The organism is Kribbella sp. NPDC058245 (assembly GCF_042882005.1).
GTDB lineage: Bacteria > Actinomycetota > Actinomycetes > Propionibacteriales > Kribbellaceae > Kribbella.
In genome coordinates, this window is record NZ_JBHVWY010000030.1 from 1 (window position 1) to 15840 (window position 15840).

A 15840-nucleotide genomic window follows, 5' to 3' on the forward strand; every position below is an offset into this window, starting at 1 on the left:
CACAGCGCCGGCGACCCACCACGGCCCAACAACACCAACCACCCGCGACAACGCCGCACCACTCATCAACCGAACAGACGAAACATCGAGGCTAGAAGCTCACTGCTTGGACGCCTCAACACCGGCGAGGAGGAATTGCGCAGGCACCTGGTTGTCATCCGAGCTGGCCTGCTCCAGCGCCAGCTCGGCCACGTCCTCCGGCGTACCGGGCGGGACGGTCAGCAGATCGAGGCGCCACCCGTACGAGTCGCGCATCGCGATCAGCAGGTTGAGCGGCTGCGTCGTGAAGTACCCCACCGTCACCACGCGCCCGGCGACACCCAGCCGTGCCGGATGCGAACTCCAGGACGGCCGGTGCAGCAGCAGCCGCGTGACGATCCCGTCACCGAGCTCGTCGAGCGCCATGATCAGCCCGGGCAGCTCCGCCACCGGGTCGTCCGACCGCGGCCACCAGCCACCGTTCAGCGGCAGATCCTTGTTGGCCGACTCGCGCAGGCGCACCCGCGGCGTCGACGGCTCGGTCTCGAATCCTGCTACTCGTGACACTGACTGGAACCCACTCACGACGCGTTGATGGAATCGAACGGAACCTTCATGGCGCATCCCTAGGGGTGGCCGGGCACAACCGGCACCACAAGTTCGATGTCGTCGATCCGGATACCCCCACCTTACGCCCTCACTGCCACCCCTCCGCCGATCGCGCGTGCCACCGCCGTCGCCGCGAGCCTGGGTCGGGAGCGCGGAACGTCAGTCCGGGCGACCCTTGAGCCGGCGGTTGAGCGCACGCTCGGTCTCTCGGGTGGCTTCGCGTTCGGCGAGGACCTGGCGCTTGTCCCAGGTCTTCTTGCCGCGGGCGAGGGCGATCTCGACCTTGGCGCGGCCGTCCTTGAAGTAGAGGGTGACCGGGACGATGGTCAGACCGCCCTCGTTGACCTTGCGGTCGATCTTGTCGATCTGGGCGCGGTGCAGCAGGAGCTTCCGCTTGCGGCGGGAGCCGCCTTCGAACCAGCGGGCCTGCGAGTACTGCGGGATGTGGACGGCGTGCATCCACATCTCGCCGTTCTCGACCTGAGCGAAGCCGCCGACGAGGGACGCGCGGCCGGCCCGGAGGGCTTTTACCTCCGGACCCTGCAACACGATCCCTGCCTCCCAGGACTCACCCAGGTGGTAGTCGTGGGCAGCCTTGCGGTTGCGCGCGATCACTGGGTCCGTCTCGGGCTTCTTCACAGTCCGATTCTCGCACTCAGCGGTGTTCGAGCGTGCCCAACGGCCAACTCGACTCAAGCCACTCGACGAGCGTGCTGTGCAACGTGCCGTCGAGCTCGTCCCGGTCGACGGTCACCCAGCTCCGCAGTACGGCGTCGTACTCGGGCTTCTTCGACGGATAGAGGTAGACGCACCCGATGACATCGCTCGTCTCCGGATCGAGCACCGTGTAGGTGAATCCGCGCCGCGCGGCGAAGTCGTCGGCATGCCGTTGCAGATCAACGAGATTCGCCTCCAGCGTCATCCCCTCGACCGGCGGCCACTTGCCGAATCCCGCCGTACTGCGGATGTGCTCGATGCTCCCGGTCCACGCCGCATGATCAGCAACGTTGTGCTGAGGCCCCAACGGCTCAAGCCGAAACCCCGGCCCGACGAACTCCGTCGGTACGTCGAAATCATCCGGCACCAATGCACTCACAGCCATGCGCTCACTCTACGAGAGGCCTTGAACGTGCTTGTTACCTTGGGTGATTCCCTCCTAGCCGACTATGACTGAAGGGTTCTCCTCATGGGCATCTTCGACTCGCTCAAGGACAAGGCGACCGAGCTTCTCTCCGGCGCCACCGACAAGGTCACCGAGGCCACCGGCCTCGACCTCTCCGGCGTCTCCGACAAAATCGCCGAAACCACCGGCGTAGACGTCTCCGGCGTCACCGACCAGGCCACCCAAGCCACCGAAGGCCTGACCGAAGCCGCCCAAGGCCACGCCGACACCTTCGGCGACCAGGTCACCGACACCACCGGCATCGACCTCCCCACCGAGGGCCTCACCGACCAAGCCACCGAAAAGTTCGGCGAAGCCACCGGCCGGTGATCAACAGCCTCAGTCGTTGGCCGACTCGAGAGCTTCGGCAACGGTGAGACTGTCTTCGTACACGGCGTAGCGGGTGATCAGCCCGTTCTCGACGGTGAGATGAAGCGCGAACAAGGCGATGTACTGCTTGCCGGTAACCCGCACTGTCTGCTGGATATCACCGAGGACGACCGCGTCCTGATCGTCGATCAGGACGCGGGCTACGCCTCCGGCCGATCTCTCCGGGATATGGAACGCGGCCAGTTCCCGGAAGTGATCGGCAACGTCGTCGCGGGTGGCGCGCGGGCGAATCCACGGCACCGCTGGATGACCGTCCTCCGGCCAGTCCAGCAGCCACTCGACGCGCTCGGCGAACAGTTCGGGGCGGATCTGTGTCACCGTCTAAGTGGCTGCTGAGCGGTCGGGGGCGGCGTGCTGAGCGCGAATCAGCGGGCCGCGTGGAGTTGGTGGGTGATGGCGGTCCGCCGGCCGCTCGCTGGATCATGCGATCGGCGTGGTGGTGCGGACCTGCGCCACTCATCAAGCCGCTTCTGAGCCAGCTGGGCGGTACGCGCTGAGCGTGAATCAGGCGCGCCGCGCAGAGTTAGTGAGTGGTGGCGGTCCGCCGGGGATACGTCTTGAACTCCTGGCATCGGCCGCTCGACTCAGGCACCAATCCAAATGACCGAAGTCAGGCCGTACGGTGACCGGGTGGACAGATTGCCTGCTCACCACCGTGCCGTAGCCGTTGCGGCTCGAGTGCTTGGGCGTGAGCTCGTTGCCTTTGAGCCGCAGCGGACGTGGGGACCTACGGGCGTGGTCAAGGTTGTGTTGGGTGGTGGGCTGACGGCCTTCATCAAGGCGGGGGCGAACCAGAACGTCCACACCGAAGCCGCCGTCATCGACCTGGCGCGCGCGGCCCGCGTACCGGTGGTGGATGTTCTCGCGACGGGCTTTGACGAACAGTTGCCGGGCGGTCGGTGGATGATCACGCGGGCTGCTAGTGGACAAACACTTGCAGATGTTGGCTTGGGTGCGCCGACGATCGCGCGGAGCCTTGCCGACCTCGCCGATCACTACGCACAACTCCACGAGACCACGCTGCCCGGTCGCGGGCCGATCGCGCCTGATGGCTCCCGGGCGACTCGACACTTGGTCGCAGTGGCAACGGGAGGTGCTGGACGAAGCCCTTGCCAAGCTGACGCAGCGAAACGATGTCAGTGCCTCGTTTGCAGAGCGGGCCAGGCGTTTGGCGCAGCAGTTTGCCGCCGATCTCGACCGTGCGCCTGCCGCACTGCTGCACGCTGATCTGGGCGATCGCGAAGTCTTCGTCGACCCGTCGACCGGAGGCGTGACCGCCCTTGTGGATTGGGGCGCTGCGCTGGTTGGCGATCCTCTGTACGACCTTGCCCGCTTCGTCGGCGGCGGCCCCGCCGACGATCCCCGGCCCGCTCAACTCAATCCCGTACTGCGGGAACGCTACTTCGCACGCAATCCCCAGGACCCCGCCCACGCTGACCGCATGCTGCTCTTCTACCGCTTCCACATCTGCATCGTCGAAGCCGCCTGGGAACCAGCCTGGGCACCAGCCCACACCGCGTGGGCCGACAAGCTCACCGCCGAACTCTCCTGAGCGCATGTCTCCTGAGGCCTGCTAACGTCCGAAAACACGCCGAGGCAGGCGACCACGGTCTCGCCGTCGGGCGGAGGGGCTGTGGTTGCTGCACGAAAAGCTGAGGGGATCTCCGCTCAAGTTGCTGGTTCTCCCCTCGTTTTTTGACCAGAGAAGGGTCAACTTGAACGGATAGCCCACCAGATTACTGAGGTCCAGGCGACGGGTCCGAAACGCGCCGATCACGCGAACGTCCGAAAACGCGCCGACCACGCCATCCGAACCTTCGGACGTTGGCGCAGGCGGGTGTCCGGCTTGAGGTGCCCCCAGCAGGATTCGAACCTGCGACGCACGGTTTAGGAAACCGACGCTCTATCCCCTGAGCTATGGGGGCGCACTGGTGCGGGGACAGCTTAGCGGAGGGTCAGCCGGTGAGGGCGCGGACGCCTAGGTGGCCGGTGATGGAGGCGTAGCGCTCGGCGTAGAGGGTGGTGCAGCGGGAGGAGGCGCAGCCGGCGCCGGCGAAGGCTACGCCGCGGATGGTGGCGGTGGTGGAGCTGGGGCGGCTGTAGACGGGGCCGCCGGAGTCGCCGCCCATGATGGCGATGGCGCCGCCGCGGGTGGCGCGGATGACGTAGGTGGTGCAGCCGTCGACGTCGCAGTACTTGGCGGAGGTCGAGCGGACGGTGAGGCCGCAGAGTGAGGTGCTGAAGCTGCCGGACTGGCAGACGACGGTTCCTACGCCCGGGTCGGCGCCTCCGGTGACGGTGCGTTTGGCGGCGGCGTCGCCGGGGCCGTCGGTCCAGATCTTGGCGCCGTACGTGCTGCCCATCAGCAGGGACTGGTCGTAGTCGGGGTAGTTGGTGCGGACCGCGGTGGTGCCGTAGAAGTTCGGGCCGGACTTCCAGCTGGTGCCGACGCCGCCGCAGTGGCCGGCGGTGACGGAGCCGCGCTTGCCGTCGGAACGGCGGACGACGGAGAAGCCGGCTGAGCAGTTCTTCGAGCTGGACGAGATGCGGGCACCACCCCAATGACCGCCCTTCGGGGTGTCACTGAGCCGGGAGGTGCGTTCGAGACCACCTGCAGTTGCCTGTACGCCGGTCAGTCCGCTCAGGCCGTCGGCGGATTCGGGGGAGGTGCTGGCCTGGTCGTACTCGACCTGGATGTTCTCGCTGACGGGGTCGAGATCGGCGGCGAAGGTGGTGTGCTTCGCGTCGTTGGACCAGGCGCGGGCACCGACCGTGTTCCAGCTCTCGGCGATTGCCTTGGCCGAGCGGCAGCTGCGCTCCAGGCCGACCAGCTGCTTGCCGGCGGCCGGCACGTTCTTGGAGAGAGCCGCGCCGTACTTCTTCTCGTCCAGCACGTTGGTGTCGACGACGACCTTGTACCCGGTGGACGCCGTACCGATCACGCCGATCACGCCCTGGCTCAGGCCGAACGGCAATCCGGACTTCGGGCGGCCGGTCGCGTCGAGGGGTTCCAGTGAGCGGACGGCGACACCGATGCCCTCGCCCATGGTCTCGCCGAGCGGGCGCGGATCCGACGACGAGGTCGGCTGCGAGAGCCGCTTCGCCGCGGTGGCGCTGACGCTCGGACCGGCGTGCGAACAGGCTGCTTCCGCAGCCTGTGGACGCCCCGAGGCAGTGGCGGTGAGGCCGACTGCGAAGAGTGAGACTGAGCCAAGGGCCAGCAGAGGGACGGTGGCTGAGAGTCGCACAGGGCTCCTTCATCGGTGGACGACCTCGGTCAATCGTCCGCGCAGAGACTCCGCTCAGTCAATAGGTGATCACCGTCCGCAAGCAAATTTGACTACCCTGCGCGAGCGTATCTGGCAAGCTCGTGACCGTCCGCGGCAGTGAACGTGAGCGTGTCCCCGGCGACCTCGATCCGCTTGGCGGACTGCAGGACACCGGTGTGCGGAACGTTGTCGCAGCCGATCATGTGCTGCGGACCGATCTTCGCGGCGAACTCACCGCGTTGACCGATCGTGAACGTCCCCTGCAGCGGGTTGCAGCCGTCCGAACCGGACCAGGTGCCGTCGGCCTTGAAGACCAGCACCGGGTCGTCGGGCCGGGGCGCCTTCAGCGACTTCGCTCCGGTGATCTGGGTGGCTCGCCAGGTGCCGGCCACGGTCTTGGCCGACATCGGCTGGACCGCGGTCGTCGTCGGGACTGTGCTCTGGGGGGCCACGCCGCCGGCAACCGGTGGTTGCTCCGGTGTGTTGCCGCCGGTGAGAGCAAAGCCCGTGACGGCGACCGCGGCGACTGCGACCGCGGCGGCACCGGAGACCATCCAGGTACGGCGGCGGGCCTGACGCGCTCCGGTCGCGGCCCGGTCGGACAGACCGGTCGCCTGCGGCACGGACGCGGCGGCGCGGTCCAGCGTCCCGCGCAGATCATCCTCGAGATCGGTGTTGCTCACGACAACCTCTCATCAACACGGTTGGACTGCTTGCTCTTCCGTAGCGTGGCCAGCCCGCGGCTGGCCGTCGCCCGGACGGAGGACGGTTTGATGCCGAGCAGGTCGGCGATCGTGCGGTCGTCCAGGTCCTGGTAGTAGCGCAGCACCAGAACGACCCTCTCCCGCGCCGACAACTCCTGCAGGGCATGCCAGAGGTCGTCGGAATCCACGATGCCGGTGGCCGGGTCGGGCACCGTGCGGTGCGGCTCGACCTCGGCGGTCGGCGCCTCGGTGAAGGAACGCCGGCGCGTCATCGCCAGGTACTCGTTGACCAGGATCCGCCGCACGTAGTGATGCGGATCGTCGGCCTTGCGGACCTTGCGCCAGGACCGGAACGCCTGCATCAGCGCGGTCTGGGCCAGGTCCTCGGCTCGTTGGTAATCGCCCGAGACGGTGAAACCGAGCCGCACCAATTCCTGTCCGCGCGCTGACACGTACTCCTCGAACTCCACTCGCCACTCCCCGGCTGGGCGTACAACACCTCACATCTATTAGATGCACCGAGGCGCCCGATGTGCTGCAGAGGTTGCCGCACAGTCTCATCTCACCGTGCTGAGACGGACCGTGCCAGCTCACCGGACGGCCCAGACCGGGGTGAACCGGTCTGGGCCGCGGTGTGACCCGGTCCGGACGGCTTCGGGGGGCGCGTCCGGCGCCAGGTCAGCGCAGGCCGAGCGACTTGATCAGCTCGGGGGTCGCCTGCCGCGGCGCCGGCAGGGCGCCGGGCTTGCCCTGGCCCTCCAGCGAGGTCGCGACCAGGCGGTGGCAGCCGAAGGCCTCCACCGTGACAGACAGAACTCCGCGGTCGTTGTCGGTGAACCGCAGGACGTAGGTCGGGCCGAGCTCCTTGGTGCAGAAGGCCGGCTGCTTGGCGACCGGCTTGGCCGCGTTCACCAGGGCGAACAGGTCGGTCGCCTGGGCCGCCGTGCGCTTGGTCGTCACGTTGGCGTAGACCGCGCCGGTCGCGCCGGCGTCGTACTGGCAGATGGTCACCGAGACCGGCTGGAACAGCGACTTGGCCGGTCCGGTTCCCCAGGCGACCTTGTCGGTCGCGGTCTTGACCGACGCGATGGTCTCGGGGCACTCCATGCTGGGCGTGCTGCTCGGGCTCGGCGTCGTGCTGGGGGTGCTGCTCGGTGTATCGGTCGGGTTCGCGGTGGGCTGGGCGGCGGGCGGTGGCGGGGCATTCTCGGAACCGCAGGCGGCGGTCATCCCGAGAACTGCCACGACGAGCGTCGCACCGATCAGGCCCCGTGTCCGTAATGCACTCACGACTGGGTCCTTCCGGTTGGCAAGGCCACCCATGATGGTCGACGGGAGTCTCATAGCGCGTGCCAAACCATCACGGCGGCGCGTCGTTCCGGTCACGCCCGCGGATCGTGCGGCAACCGAGGCCGACCTGTAACGCGCACGCGCTGTACGCGATTGCGGACTAACATGCTGTCCCGTGGGCCGCAACGACAAGAGATCCGGTACGGCGCAGCGCGAGCGCGAGGAATGGCAGCTCGGTATCGACTGGGCGCGCTGGCTGCTGGCCGGAAACCATCCGCAACCGTTGACCATCTACGGTCTCGTCCTCGAACCGGGCGAAGTCCCCTACCTGAACACGGTCGCGCACTATGCCCGGCTGTACCGGGGGAGTGGCCGCTACACCACGAGCGGTGGTTTCATCATCGGCCACCCGGCGCTGGTGGTCGGCGCATTGGCAGCCAACGCTGCCGTCAACGCGAGCCGGAAGGCGGCCGCGAAGCGCAATACCGAGCTGATGTGGCGAGACCTGCAAGAGGTTCCCACCGTCGCGACCAACTACCGGATCCTGTGTCAGCTGCCGGGTCGTGGCTGGCTGAGCTTCTACTACAGCGCGGTGCAGGAGTTCTATCCCGATCCCGCGAACTGGCGGATCACCATGGCCTTCCAGAACGCCGAGCCGTTGCAGCTCGCCGGTCTGGCGATGCCGACGCTGTCCGTGCTGTCGGCCTGGAACGTGCTCGGAAGCGACCGCTGGCATGGTGAGCCGGGGATCCAGCCGCTGCTCCAGGCTGCCGTCGCCCCGCAGATCGACCCGAATGCCGTCCAGGGTGAAGTCGTTTCGGACCAGCCTCGTGAACTCGGCACCGGAGAGCCCCGCCAGCTCGGTAACCTGGAACCATGACGAGCCCGTACGAGGACGACGAGCCGGTGCTGCCCGACCAGACCCGCGACGACGACCCGCGGAGCTGGGGCGAGAACGACCCCGGCAGCGATGACGACGAGCGCATCCTGCGCGAGGTCCCACCGCACCACGGATGAGCACCACCGTCCTGCTCGTCCATGGCGGTCTCTGGGACCCGATGGACGCGCAGAAGTTCTGGGGTACGCCGGGCATCACCGCCGGACTTGCAGCGGCCGGTCTGACCGTGCTCGCTCCGGATCGCCCGAGGCTGCCGAACGACTGGGGTGTCGAGGTCGACGCCCTCAGTGAACTGCTGGCCAAGCGCATCGAACCGCTGACGATCATCGGCGCATCCAACGGATGCACAGTTGCTGCTCGCCTGACATTGGTCTACCCCGAGCTGGTCGACCGGCTGGTCCTCGCCTGGCCCGCAACCGCCGGTGACGCCGGTGTGGACACGCTCACCCGGGCCGGCCTCCTCGGCCGCGGATGCGCACCCGAGGACGCCGGCCGGCTCCTGGCCGGCGACACATTGCGCGGTACGACGGACGCCGAGCTCGCGGGTCTGGCCCGGATCCCGGTCGCCGTCCTGCCGTCGCTGATGGAGAACCCGATGCACCAGCGCAGGACGGTCGACGCCCTGCTGGGGCTGGTCCCGGGAAGCCGGGAGCTGTCCGGCTACCCGGAACCACCGCGCCCCGACTTCCCGCCGTACCTGGACCAATTCGTGCGGACGATCGTGGAGTTCGTGAACTAGGAGCGCTGACGCAGCGAATCGCGGATCTCGACCAGCAGCTGCTGGTCCGTGGTCAGCGGCTCGTCGTCCGGCGCGGGCTCCTGGCCGCGCTTACGACGCTCGGCCAGCTTGTTGAGCGGGAACACGATGCAGAAGTAAATGGCAGCGGCGACGAACAGGAAGCTGAGCAACTCGTTCAGGATGAGGCCGATGTGGAACTCTCCCTTGCCGATCTTGAAGTTCCCGACGCCGGACAGATCGGGCTTGCCGAAGATCGCCGCGATCAGCGGGTTGATCAGGTTGTCGACGAGCGCGGTGACGATCTTGCCGAATGCGGCGCCGATGACGACGGCGACCGCGAGGTCGACGACGTTCCCGCGCATGATGAATTCTTTGAAGCCCTTGAGCATTGGAGTGCCTCCACGAAGCGGACGTTGTACTCCGGTCAACGTAGAACCGCGCCACTGGTCACGCGAGGGACCGCGCCGCAGACGATCAACTCGTATCCGGAGTCAGGGCAACGCTGATCCTCGAGTTCGTTGTGGCCTGGGCAAGTCTGGCGGCCACCGCAGATGAGACGCCCACCACGATCAGCGCGCCAGCAGTCGAACGCGAAGCAGGCAGGGCAATCACCCGTACGGCGTGGGCCACGAGCCCGGCGGAGGCGGTCGGCGTACTGGTTCCGGCGTACAGGTCGAGTCGATCGCCGACCCGCAGCAAGCCGCTGATCTCGGCATCACCGATGCGGAACGGATAAGCGACCGACCCCGGTGGAACCAAGCTAGGGCCGAGAAAGCGCGCGTCGGTGAGTGGTTCGCCGGATCTGACCGGCCCGCTCAGCACACGCGTGGCGACATCGGCGCCAGGTTTCAGCACTCCCGAGGGAATGGCATCGGCGGGTAGCTCAAGCGAACGGAGGTCACTCGGAGTTGGCACGACGCCGCCGGACAGATCGCGTGCTGCGGCGAGCACCGTGACTGTCGGGGGAGGAGCCGGGGCAAGAGACGTCAGGCCGAAGTAGACGGCGGCCGCAGCGGCGACACCGGCGAGGAGACGGCGGTGCCAGCGAGCGGCTCGGGAGAGGTCGCGGAGGAACGAAAGGTTTGTCATGCCAGAGAAAGTACGAGTTTCTCCGGCCCTGCTTTCAGTTATCCACAGCCGAGAATCAGGCGGCGCTGGTCGAGCTGGAGGAGCTGCCCTTGCTCGAGGAGTCCGAGGACTTCGACGACGATCCGGAGTCCGAGGACGAGGACGTCGAGCTGGACGACGACTCCGACTTGCTCGACGACGAGGCCGACTCCGACTTGGCCGGGACCGAGCTCGTGCTCGTGGAGCGGCTGTCGTTGCGGTAGAAACCGGAGCCCTTGAAGACAACACCCACCGCGTTGAAGACCTTACGCAGCGTGCCCTGGCAGTTGGGGCAGACGGTCAGCGCGTCGTCGGTGAAGCTCTGCCGCACCTCGAGCGCCTCACCACAGTCGGTGCACTGGTACTGGTACGTGGGCACGGTTGGTTCCCTTCAGGCCGGCTGGCACTCCTGCTACTCGACTGCTAATAATGCGTCAGCGCCCCGAAGTATTCCAAACTTCCCGCTCAACTCCGCCCCGGAGCCCGCTCCGGACGCAGAGCAACGCAAAGTTCAGCGGGACCCCATTTGGGCCCAGGGTCCGCATTCTCTACGGTTGGGTCCGTGCGTCGCCTGCTTCGAGCCGTCATCATCTGCGGTATAGCGCTCGCCACGGTCCTCGTGGTGATCGCCGGTACTGCTGTTTTCGTCGTCCGCCACTCGTTCCCCTCCTACGACGGGAACATCGAGCTGGCGGGTCTGGACGCCGACGTCGAGGTGGTCCGGGACGCCAACGGCATCCCGCAGATCTACGCCTCCGACCCGTCCGACCTGTTCGCCGCGCAGGGCTATGTGGCCGCGCAGGACCGGTTCTTCGAGATGGACTTCCGCCGGCACGTCACCGCGGGCCGGCTGAGTGAGCTGTTCGGCAAGGACGCGCTGGAGACGGACAAGTTCGTCCGGACGATGGGCTGGCGCCGGGTCGCCGAGAAGGAGCTCGGGCTGGTCAGCCCGACCACCCGGCAGTACCTGGACGACTACGCCCGCGGTGTGAACGCCTACCTGGACAAGCACAGCGGCTCCGGCCTCAGCCTGGAGTACGCCGTACTGGGCCTGGATCCCAACGGCCGTCGTGACTACCGGCCGGAGCCGTGGACCGCGGCCGACTCGATGGCGTGGCTGAAGGCGATGGCCTGGGACCTCGGCGGCAACATGGACGAGGAGATCAACCGCACCAAGCTGCTGGCCACCATCCCCTCGAAGAGCGTCGACGGTCTCTACCCGGCGTATCCGTACGACCGGAACGAGCCGATCATCGCGACGGCCTCGGTCGGCGCGGACGGCAAGTTCAGCTCCACTCCGCCGGCCGGTAACGAGCTGCGGCGCGGCATGCTGACCACGGACCTGCTGAAGTCGCTCGACTCGGTGGACAAGGTCGCCAAGGGCCTGCCGCAGCTGCTCGGTCAGGGCGAAGGCATCGGTTCGAACTCGTGGGTCGTGTCCGGTGACCACACCGAGAGCGGCAAGCCGCTGCTGGCCAACGACCCGCACCTCGGCGCGACCATGCCGGGCGTCTGGACGCAGATCGGCCTGCACTGCACCAAGCTCGGCCGCACCTGCCCGTACGACGTCTCCGGCTTCAGCTTCTCCGGACTGCCCGGCGTGGTGATCGGCCACAACAACGCGATCTCCTGGGGCTTCACCAACCTCGACCCCGACGTCCAGGACCTGTACCTGGAGCGGATCGAGGGGGACAACGTCCTCTACAACAACCGCTGGAAGCCGCTCACGACCCGTGAGGAGACCTTCCAGGTCGCCGGTCAGGACCAACCGGTGAAGATCACCGTGCGCGAGTCCCGGCACGGTCCGATCGTCTCCGACGTCGGCGCCGACGAGCGCGCGACCGGTGAGCTGGCCGCCAGACGGGACAAGTCCGACAAGGCGTACGGCGTCGCGCTGCAATGGACCGCGCTCCGGCCGGGCAAGACCGCCGACGCGCTGTTCGCGATCAACCGCGCGCAGAACTGGACCCAGTTCCGCGATGCGGCCCAGCTGTTCGAGGTCCCCTCGCAGAACCTGGTCTACGCCGACACCGAAGGCCACATCGGCTACCAGGCACCGGGTCTGGTCCCGATCCGCAAGGTGGCCAGCGGGAAGTGGCCCGTGGCCGGCTGGGACCCCAAGAACGACTGGAGCGGCTACGTCCCGTTCAAGGCGATGCCGACCGAGTTCGACCCGGCCGACGGCATCATCGTCACCGCGAACCAGGCCGTCGTACCGAAGACGTATCCGTACTTCCTGAGCGACAGCTGGGACTACGGTTACCGGTCACAGGAGATCCTGAACCGGATCAAGGAGGCCGGCACGCTCGACGCGACCAAGATGGCGTCGATCCAGCTGGACACCAAGAACCCGGCCGCCGAGATGCTGATGCCGTCCTTGCTCAGGATCGGGATCAACGACGCGTTCGAGCGGCAGGGCCAGGACACGCTGAAGGGCTGGGACTTCACGCAGCCGGCCGACTCGGCACCGGCGGCGTACTTCAACGTCGTGTGGCGCAATCTGCTCGCGCTGACGTTCCACGACCAGATGCCGAAGGGCACCTGGCCGGACGGCGGCTCCCGCTGGATCGAGGTCATGCGCACCCTGCTCAACCAGCCCAACAACAGCTGGTGGGACGACCTCCGGACCCCGCAGGTGGAGAGCCGCGACGACATCCTCCGGCAGGCTCTGATCGACGCCCGGACCGAGATCACCAAGAAAATGGCGCGCGAGCCGTCGAACTGGCGCTGGGGTCAGCTGCACAAGCTCACGCTGACCAACGAGACGCTGGGCAAGTCCGGCATCGGTGCGGTCGAGAAGCTCTTCAACCGCGGTCCGTACGAGCTCGGTGGTGGCGCGTCGCTCGTGGACGCGACCTCCTGGGACGCGTCGGTGGGCTACGAAGTGACCTCGGCGCCGTCGATGCGGATGGTGGTCGACCTGTCCGACTTCGACAAGTCGCGCTGGATCAGCCTGACCGGTGTCTCGGGGCACGCGTTCTCGAAGAACTACACCGACCAGACCGAGCTGTGGGCGAAGGGCGAGACCCTGCCCTGGGCGTTCACCCGCGGTGCAGTCGAGGCCAAGCGCGAGCACACACTGACCTTCACAGGTAAGCCTGAGCGTTAGCCGACCGGGATCAGTCCGGTCGGTGTGAGCGCCGCGTGGACCAGGTGGTCGTGCGGATCGGACGGTAGCGAGTCGACGACTTCAGAGTCGTAGACGGCCGCCCAGATCGGCGTACCGGGTGTTACTCGGGTGAGTGCCCGGTCGTAGGAGCCACCACCACGACCAAGCCGTACGCCGTCCTGTGCGACCGCGAGTGCTGGGCAGATGACCAGGTCGGCGGTGCTGATCGCATCCGAGCCCAGATCGGTCCGGGGCTCGGACAGCCCGAGGCGTCCGGGAACCAGGTCGGCCGCTCCGGGAGCGACGCCCCAGCCGAGGTCGTTGTCGGCGTACAGGATCGGTAGCAGCACCTCATGGTCGCCGGCGAGCAGCCAGTCGATCAGTGCGCCGGTCTGAGGCTCCGGGCCAATCGAGACGTACAGGGCGATCCGCCGTGCGTTCTGCACGACCGGTAGGGAGCGGGCGCCTGGCAGCAGGTCCTCCGCGGGCCTCCCGGCGCGGGCGGTGAGGAAGTGCTGCCGCGCTACGGCCTTCGACGCGAACACGCGTTGATAGTAGGCGGCGTGACGCGGTTAACACTGCGATTGGGCCGTGTCCCCTAGGGTTGTGTCATGAGTGAGCGCAGCGAGCGAAAAGAAAGCACAGCTGAGTTCTCACTCATGGTGGAGCCGAGCGCCAGCGAGGCGAAGGCATGAGTGAGGCGGGTCTTAGGCAGGCGCAGGACAAGATGCGTTCCGCAGGTGCTGCGGAGGTCGCGGTCCGAGTGTTCACCCACTACTACCGGCTCCTGGAGTCCGGTCAGCAGGGGGCGATCCGCGAGGACGACATCGAGCCGGTGGGCGACCTGCCTCATCTGGACCACCTCGACACCGACCCCGACGCGATGCGCGCCGCGCTCGCCGAGACCGTGGTGATCAAGCTCAACGGCGGCCTCGGTACGTCGATGGGTGTCACCGGACCGAAGTCCGCACTGCCGGTCAAGGACGGTCTGAGCTTCCTCGACATCATCGCCCGGCAGATCCTGAGCACGCGGCGCAAGTACGACGTACCGCTGCCGCTGGTGCTGATGAACTCCTTCCGCACCCGGGAGCAGTCCCTGCAGATCCTGAGCGAGTACGACGGTCTCGCGATCGACGGCCTCCCGCTGGACTTCCTGCAGAACATGGAACCGAAGCTGCTCGCCGACGACCTCACTCCGGCCGAGTGGGAACCGGATCCGGAGCTGGCGTGGTGCCCGCCCGGTCACGGCGACCTGTTCACCGCACTGGTCGCCTCCGGCACGCTGGACGCGCTGCGCGAGCACGGGTTCCGGCATGCGTTCATCTCGAACGCCGACAACCTCGGTGCGACCGCGGACCCGCGGATCGCCGCCTGGATGGCCGAGCACGACGTGCCGTTCGGGATGGAGGTCTGCCGGCGGACCCGGTCCGACCGCAAGGGCGGTCATGTGGCGGTCCGGAAGTCCGACGGCCGGCTGATCCTGCGGGACAGCGCCCAGGTCGCCGAGGGGGAGACGCAGTACTTCCAGGACGTCAAGCGGCACACCAGTTTCAACACGAACAACCTGTGGATCGACCTGGACCAGCTGGCCGACCTGATGGACGGCCATGACGGCATCCTCGGGCTGCCGATCATGGTGAACCGCAAGACCGTCGACCCGGCCGATCCCAGCTCGCCGAAGGTGATCCAGCTGGAGACCGGGATGGGGACCGCGATCGAGATCTTCGAGGGCTCGCAGGCCGTGATCGTGGACCGTAGCCGGTTCAAGCCGGTGAAGACCACGAACGATCTGCTCGTGCTGCGCTCGGATGTCTACGAGCTCGACGACGCGGGCGACCTCACCACCACGCACGAGGGCGACGAGCCGTACGTCGACCTGGACCCGGAGTACTTCAAGATCCTGGCCGACTTCGACGCGCGCTTCGTGGCCGGTGCGCCGTCGCTGGTCCGGGCCGACCGGCTCGAGGTGCGGGGCGACGTGGTGTTCGGCAAGGACGTCACGGTCGTCGGCGACGTCGAGATCGAAGCGGCAGCGGGTGAGCGGCGGCTGATTGCGGACGGGACGGTTCTCGAAGGCTGATGAAATACCTTCCCCGCCCCACCGCCCCGGTCGACGACCTGCTGATCCGGCCGCTCGAGCCGTACGACACTGACGAGGCGGCGCAGGTCTGGTGGCGCTCGCGGCATGCTCCTGGCGCACAGCTGCCGCCGGCGATCCACACTGCCGAGCAGGTGGCGAGCTGGTTCGCCGAGGTACTGCTACCGGATGCACAGACGTGGGTGGGGCTCGACGACGGCCGGATAGTCGCCGTACTGACGCTGGACGGTGACGACCTCGACCAGCTGTACGTCGACCCGGATCTGGCCGGCCGCGGTATCGGATCGACCCTGGTTGATCTGGCCAAGGACCTGCGGCCCGGCGGCCTTGCCCTGTGGACCTTCCAGAGCAATCTGCGCGCCCAGGCGTTCTACCGCTCACACGGCTTCACCGAGGTACGACGTACCGACGGTGCAGCCAACGAGGAACGTGTGCCGGACGTCCGGATGGTGTGGGGTCGGCACCCGGAGCGCACCACCGACTAAG

The 15840-nt window shown here is 67.4% G+C and carries 20 protein-coding genes and 1 tRNA gene; 8 read left to right on the plus strand and 13 right to left on the minus strand.

Going from position 1 to position 15840, the window contains the following annotated elements:
- Positions 1-99: 99 nt before the first annotated feature.
- The 3 genes from ACFVWG_RS40560 to ACFVWG_RS40570 form a co-directional block, all read right to left on the minus strand.
- Entirely contained in the window at positions 100-546 is a 447-nt protein-coding gene (locus tag ACFVWG_RS40560; RefSeq protein WP_391548858.1) for a DUF5994 family protein, read from the minus strand.
- 201 nt (positions 547-747) lie between these two features.
- The gene (gene smpB / locus ACFVWG_RS40565; protein ID WP_391548859.1) at positions 748-1227 is read right to left on the minus strand and encodes an SsrA-binding protein SmpB; all 480 of its coding nucleotides are present in this window, start codon (positions 1225-1227) and stop codon (positions 748-750) included.
- 16 nt (positions 1228-1243) lie between these two features.
- A complete protein-coding gene (locus ACFVWG_RS40570; protein WP_391548860.1) occupies positions 1244-1690 on the minus strand; it encodes a hypothetical protein in 447 nt (148 codons plus the stop codon).
- 84 nt (positions 1691-1774) lie between these two features.
- Between ACFVWG_RS40570 and ACFVWG_RS40575 the strand changes: the two genes are divergently transcribed.
- The gene (locus ACFVWG_RS40575) at positions 1775-2080 is read left to right on the plus strand and encodes a hypothetical protein (protein ID WP_391548861.1); all 306 of its coding nucleotides are present in this window, start codon (positions 1775-1777) and stop codon (positions 2078-2080) included.
- Positions 2081-2089: 9 nt separating this feature from the next.
- On the opposite strand, the gene ACFVWG_RS40580 is transcribed toward ACFVWG_RS40575, so the two are convergent.
- The gene (locus tag ACFVWG_RS40580) at positions 2090-2458 is read right to left on the minus strand and encodes a nuclear transport factor 2 family protein (RefSeq protein WP_391548862.1); all 369 of its coding nucleotides are present in this window, start codon (positions 2456-2458) and stop codon (positions 2090-2092) included.
- A gap of 730 nt (positions 2459-3188) precedes the next feature.
- On the opposite strand from ACFVWG_RS40580, the gene ACFVWG_RS40585 reads away from it, so the two are divergent.
- Complete coding sequence (locus ACFVWG_RS40585) at positions 3189-3692, plus strand: phosphotransferase family protein (RefSeq protein WP_391548863.1); 504 nt, start codon at positions 3189-3191, stop codon at positions 3690-3692.
- Between the two features lie 300 nt (positions 3693-3992).
- Here ACFVWG_RS40585 and ACFVWG_RS40590 read toward each other — a convergent pair.
- From ACFVWG_RS40590 to ACFVWG_RS40610, 5 genes are all read right to left on the minus strand, one after another.
- Positions 3993-4065: transfer RNA gene (locus ACFVWG_RS40590), tRNA-Arg, on the minus strand.
- A 30-nt stretch (positions 4066-4095) separates the two neighbouring features.
- Complete coding sequence (locus tag ACFVWG_RS40595) at positions 4096-5388, minus strand: hypothetical protein (protein ID WP_391548864.1); 1293 nt, start codon at positions 5386-5388, stop codon at positions 4096-4098.
- A 92-nt stretch (positions 5389-5480) separates the two neighbouring features.
- The gene (locus ACFVWG_RS40600) at positions 5481-6092 is read right to left on the minus strand and encodes an META domain-containing protein (RefSeq protein ID WP_391548865.1); all 612 of its coding nucleotides are present in this window, start codon (positions 6090-6092) and stop codon (positions 5481-5483) included.
- Entirely contained in the window at positions 6089-6583 is a 495-nt protein-coding gene (locus ACFVWG_RS40605) for a SigE family RNA polymerase sigma factor (RefSeq protein WP_391548866.1), read from the minus strand. The genes ACFVWG_RS40600 and ACFVWG_RS40605 overlap by 4 nt, the downstream gene beginning before the upstream one ends.
- Positions 6584-6791: 208 nt before the next feature.
- Positions 6792-7403 carry a hypothetical protein gene (locus ACFVWG_RS40610; RefSeq protein WP_391548867.1) on the minus strand — a complete coding sequence of 204 codons (612 nt, stop codon included), beginning with the start codon at positions 7401-7403 and terminating at the stop codon, positions 6792-6794.
- Positions 7404-7578: 175 nt separating this feature from the next.
- Between ACFVWG_RS40610 and ACFVWG_RS40615 the strand changes: the two genes are divergently transcribed.
- From ACFVWG_RS40615 to ACFVWG_RS40625, 3 genes are read left to right on the plus strand one after another with little or no spacing between them, the layout of a single operon-like run.
- Positions 7579-8283: a hypothetical protein gene (locus ACFVWG_RS40615; protein WP_391548868.1), complete on the plus strand. Its 705-nt coding sequence runs from the start codon at positions 7579-7581 to the stop codon at positions 8281-8283.
- On the plus strand, positions 8280-8420 hold the full coding sequence (locus ACFVWG_RS40620) for a hypothetical protein (protein ID WP_391548869.1): 141 nt from the start codon (positions 8280-8282) through the stop codon (positions 8418-8420). The genes ACFVWG_RS40615 and ACFVWG_RS40620 overlap by 4 nt, the downstream gene beginning before the upstream one ends.
- Positions 8417-9040, plus strand: a complete 624-nt coding sequence (locus ACFVWG_RS40625) for an alpha/beta fold hydrolase (RefSeq protein WP_391548870.1) — start codon at positions 8417-8419, stop codon at positions 9038-9040. Before ACFVWG_RS40620 ends, ACFVWG_RS40625 begins: the two co-directional genes overlap by 4 nt.
- On the opposite strand, the gene mscL is transcribed toward ACFVWG_RS40625, so the two are convergent.
- The 3 genes from mscL to ACFVWG_RS40640 all read right to left on the minus strand — a co-directional run bounded on the left by mscL (position 9037) and on the right by ACFVWG_RS40640 (position 10526).
- Positions 9037-9429 (minus strand): large conductance mechanosensitive channel protein MscL, encoded by a 393-nt coding sequence (gene mscL / locus ACFVWG_RS40630; protein ID WP_391548871.1) that lies wholly within the window; start codon positions 9427-9429, stop codon positions 9037-9039. The genes ACFVWG_RS40625 and mscL overlap by 4 nt on opposite strands.
- A gap of 85 nt (positions 9430-9514) precedes the next feature.
- Positions 9515-10129, minus strand: coding sequence for a Flp pilus assembly protein CpaB (locus ACFVWG_RS40635; RefSeq protein WP_391548872.1), 615 nt, complete (start codon positions 10127-10129; stop codon positions 9515-9517).
- Between the two features lie 55 nt (positions 10130-10184).
- Positions 10185-10526, minus strand: coding sequence for an FmdB family zinc ribbon protein (locus tag ACFVWG_RS40640; protein WP_391548873.1), 342 nt, complete (start codon positions 10524-10526; stop codon positions 10185-10187).
- A 183-nt stretch (positions 10527-10709) separates the two neighbouring features.
- Here ACFVWG_RS40640 and ACFVWG_RS40645 point away from each other — a divergent pair, with 183 nt between their 5' ends.
- On the plus strand, positions 10710-13256 hold the full coding sequence (locus tag ACFVWG_RS40645; RefSeq protein WP_391548874.1) for a penicillin acylase family protein: 2547 nt from the start codon (positions 10710-10712) through the stop codon (positions 13254-13256).
- On the opposite strand, the gene ACFVWG_RS40650 is transcribed toward ACFVWG_RS40645, so the two are convergent.
- Positions 13253-13801, minus strand: a complete 549-nt coding sequence (locus ACFVWG_RS40650) for a 5-formyltetrahydrofolate cyclo-ligase (RefSeq protein ID WP_391548875.1) — start codon at positions 13799-13801, stop codon at positions 13253-13255. The genes ACFVWG_RS40645 and ACFVWG_RS40650 overlap by 4 nt on opposite strands.
- 146 nt (positions 13802-13947) lie before the next feature.
- Between ACFVWG_RS40650 and ACFVWG_RS40655 the strand changes: the two genes are divergently transcribed.
- Both ACFVWG_RS40655 and ACFVWG_RS40660 read left to right on the plus strand, forming a co-directional pair.
- Positions 13948-15336: a UTP--glucose-1-phosphate uridylyltransferase gene (locus ACFVWG_RS40655; RefSeq protein WP_391548876.1), complete on the plus strand. Its 1389-nt coding sequence runs from the start codon at positions 13948-13950 to the stop codon at positions 15334-15336.
- The gene (locus ACFVWG_RS40660; RefSeq protein ID WP_391548877.1) at positions 15336-15839 is read left to right on the plus strand and encodes a GNAT family N-acetyltransferase; all 504 of its coding nucleotides are present in this window, start codon (positions 15336-15338) and stop codon (positions 15837-15839) included. The genes ACFVWG_RS40655 and ACFVWG_RS40660 overlap by 1 nt, the downstream gene beginning before the upstream one ends.
- The last annotated feature ends 1 nt before the right edge of the window (position 15840 follow it).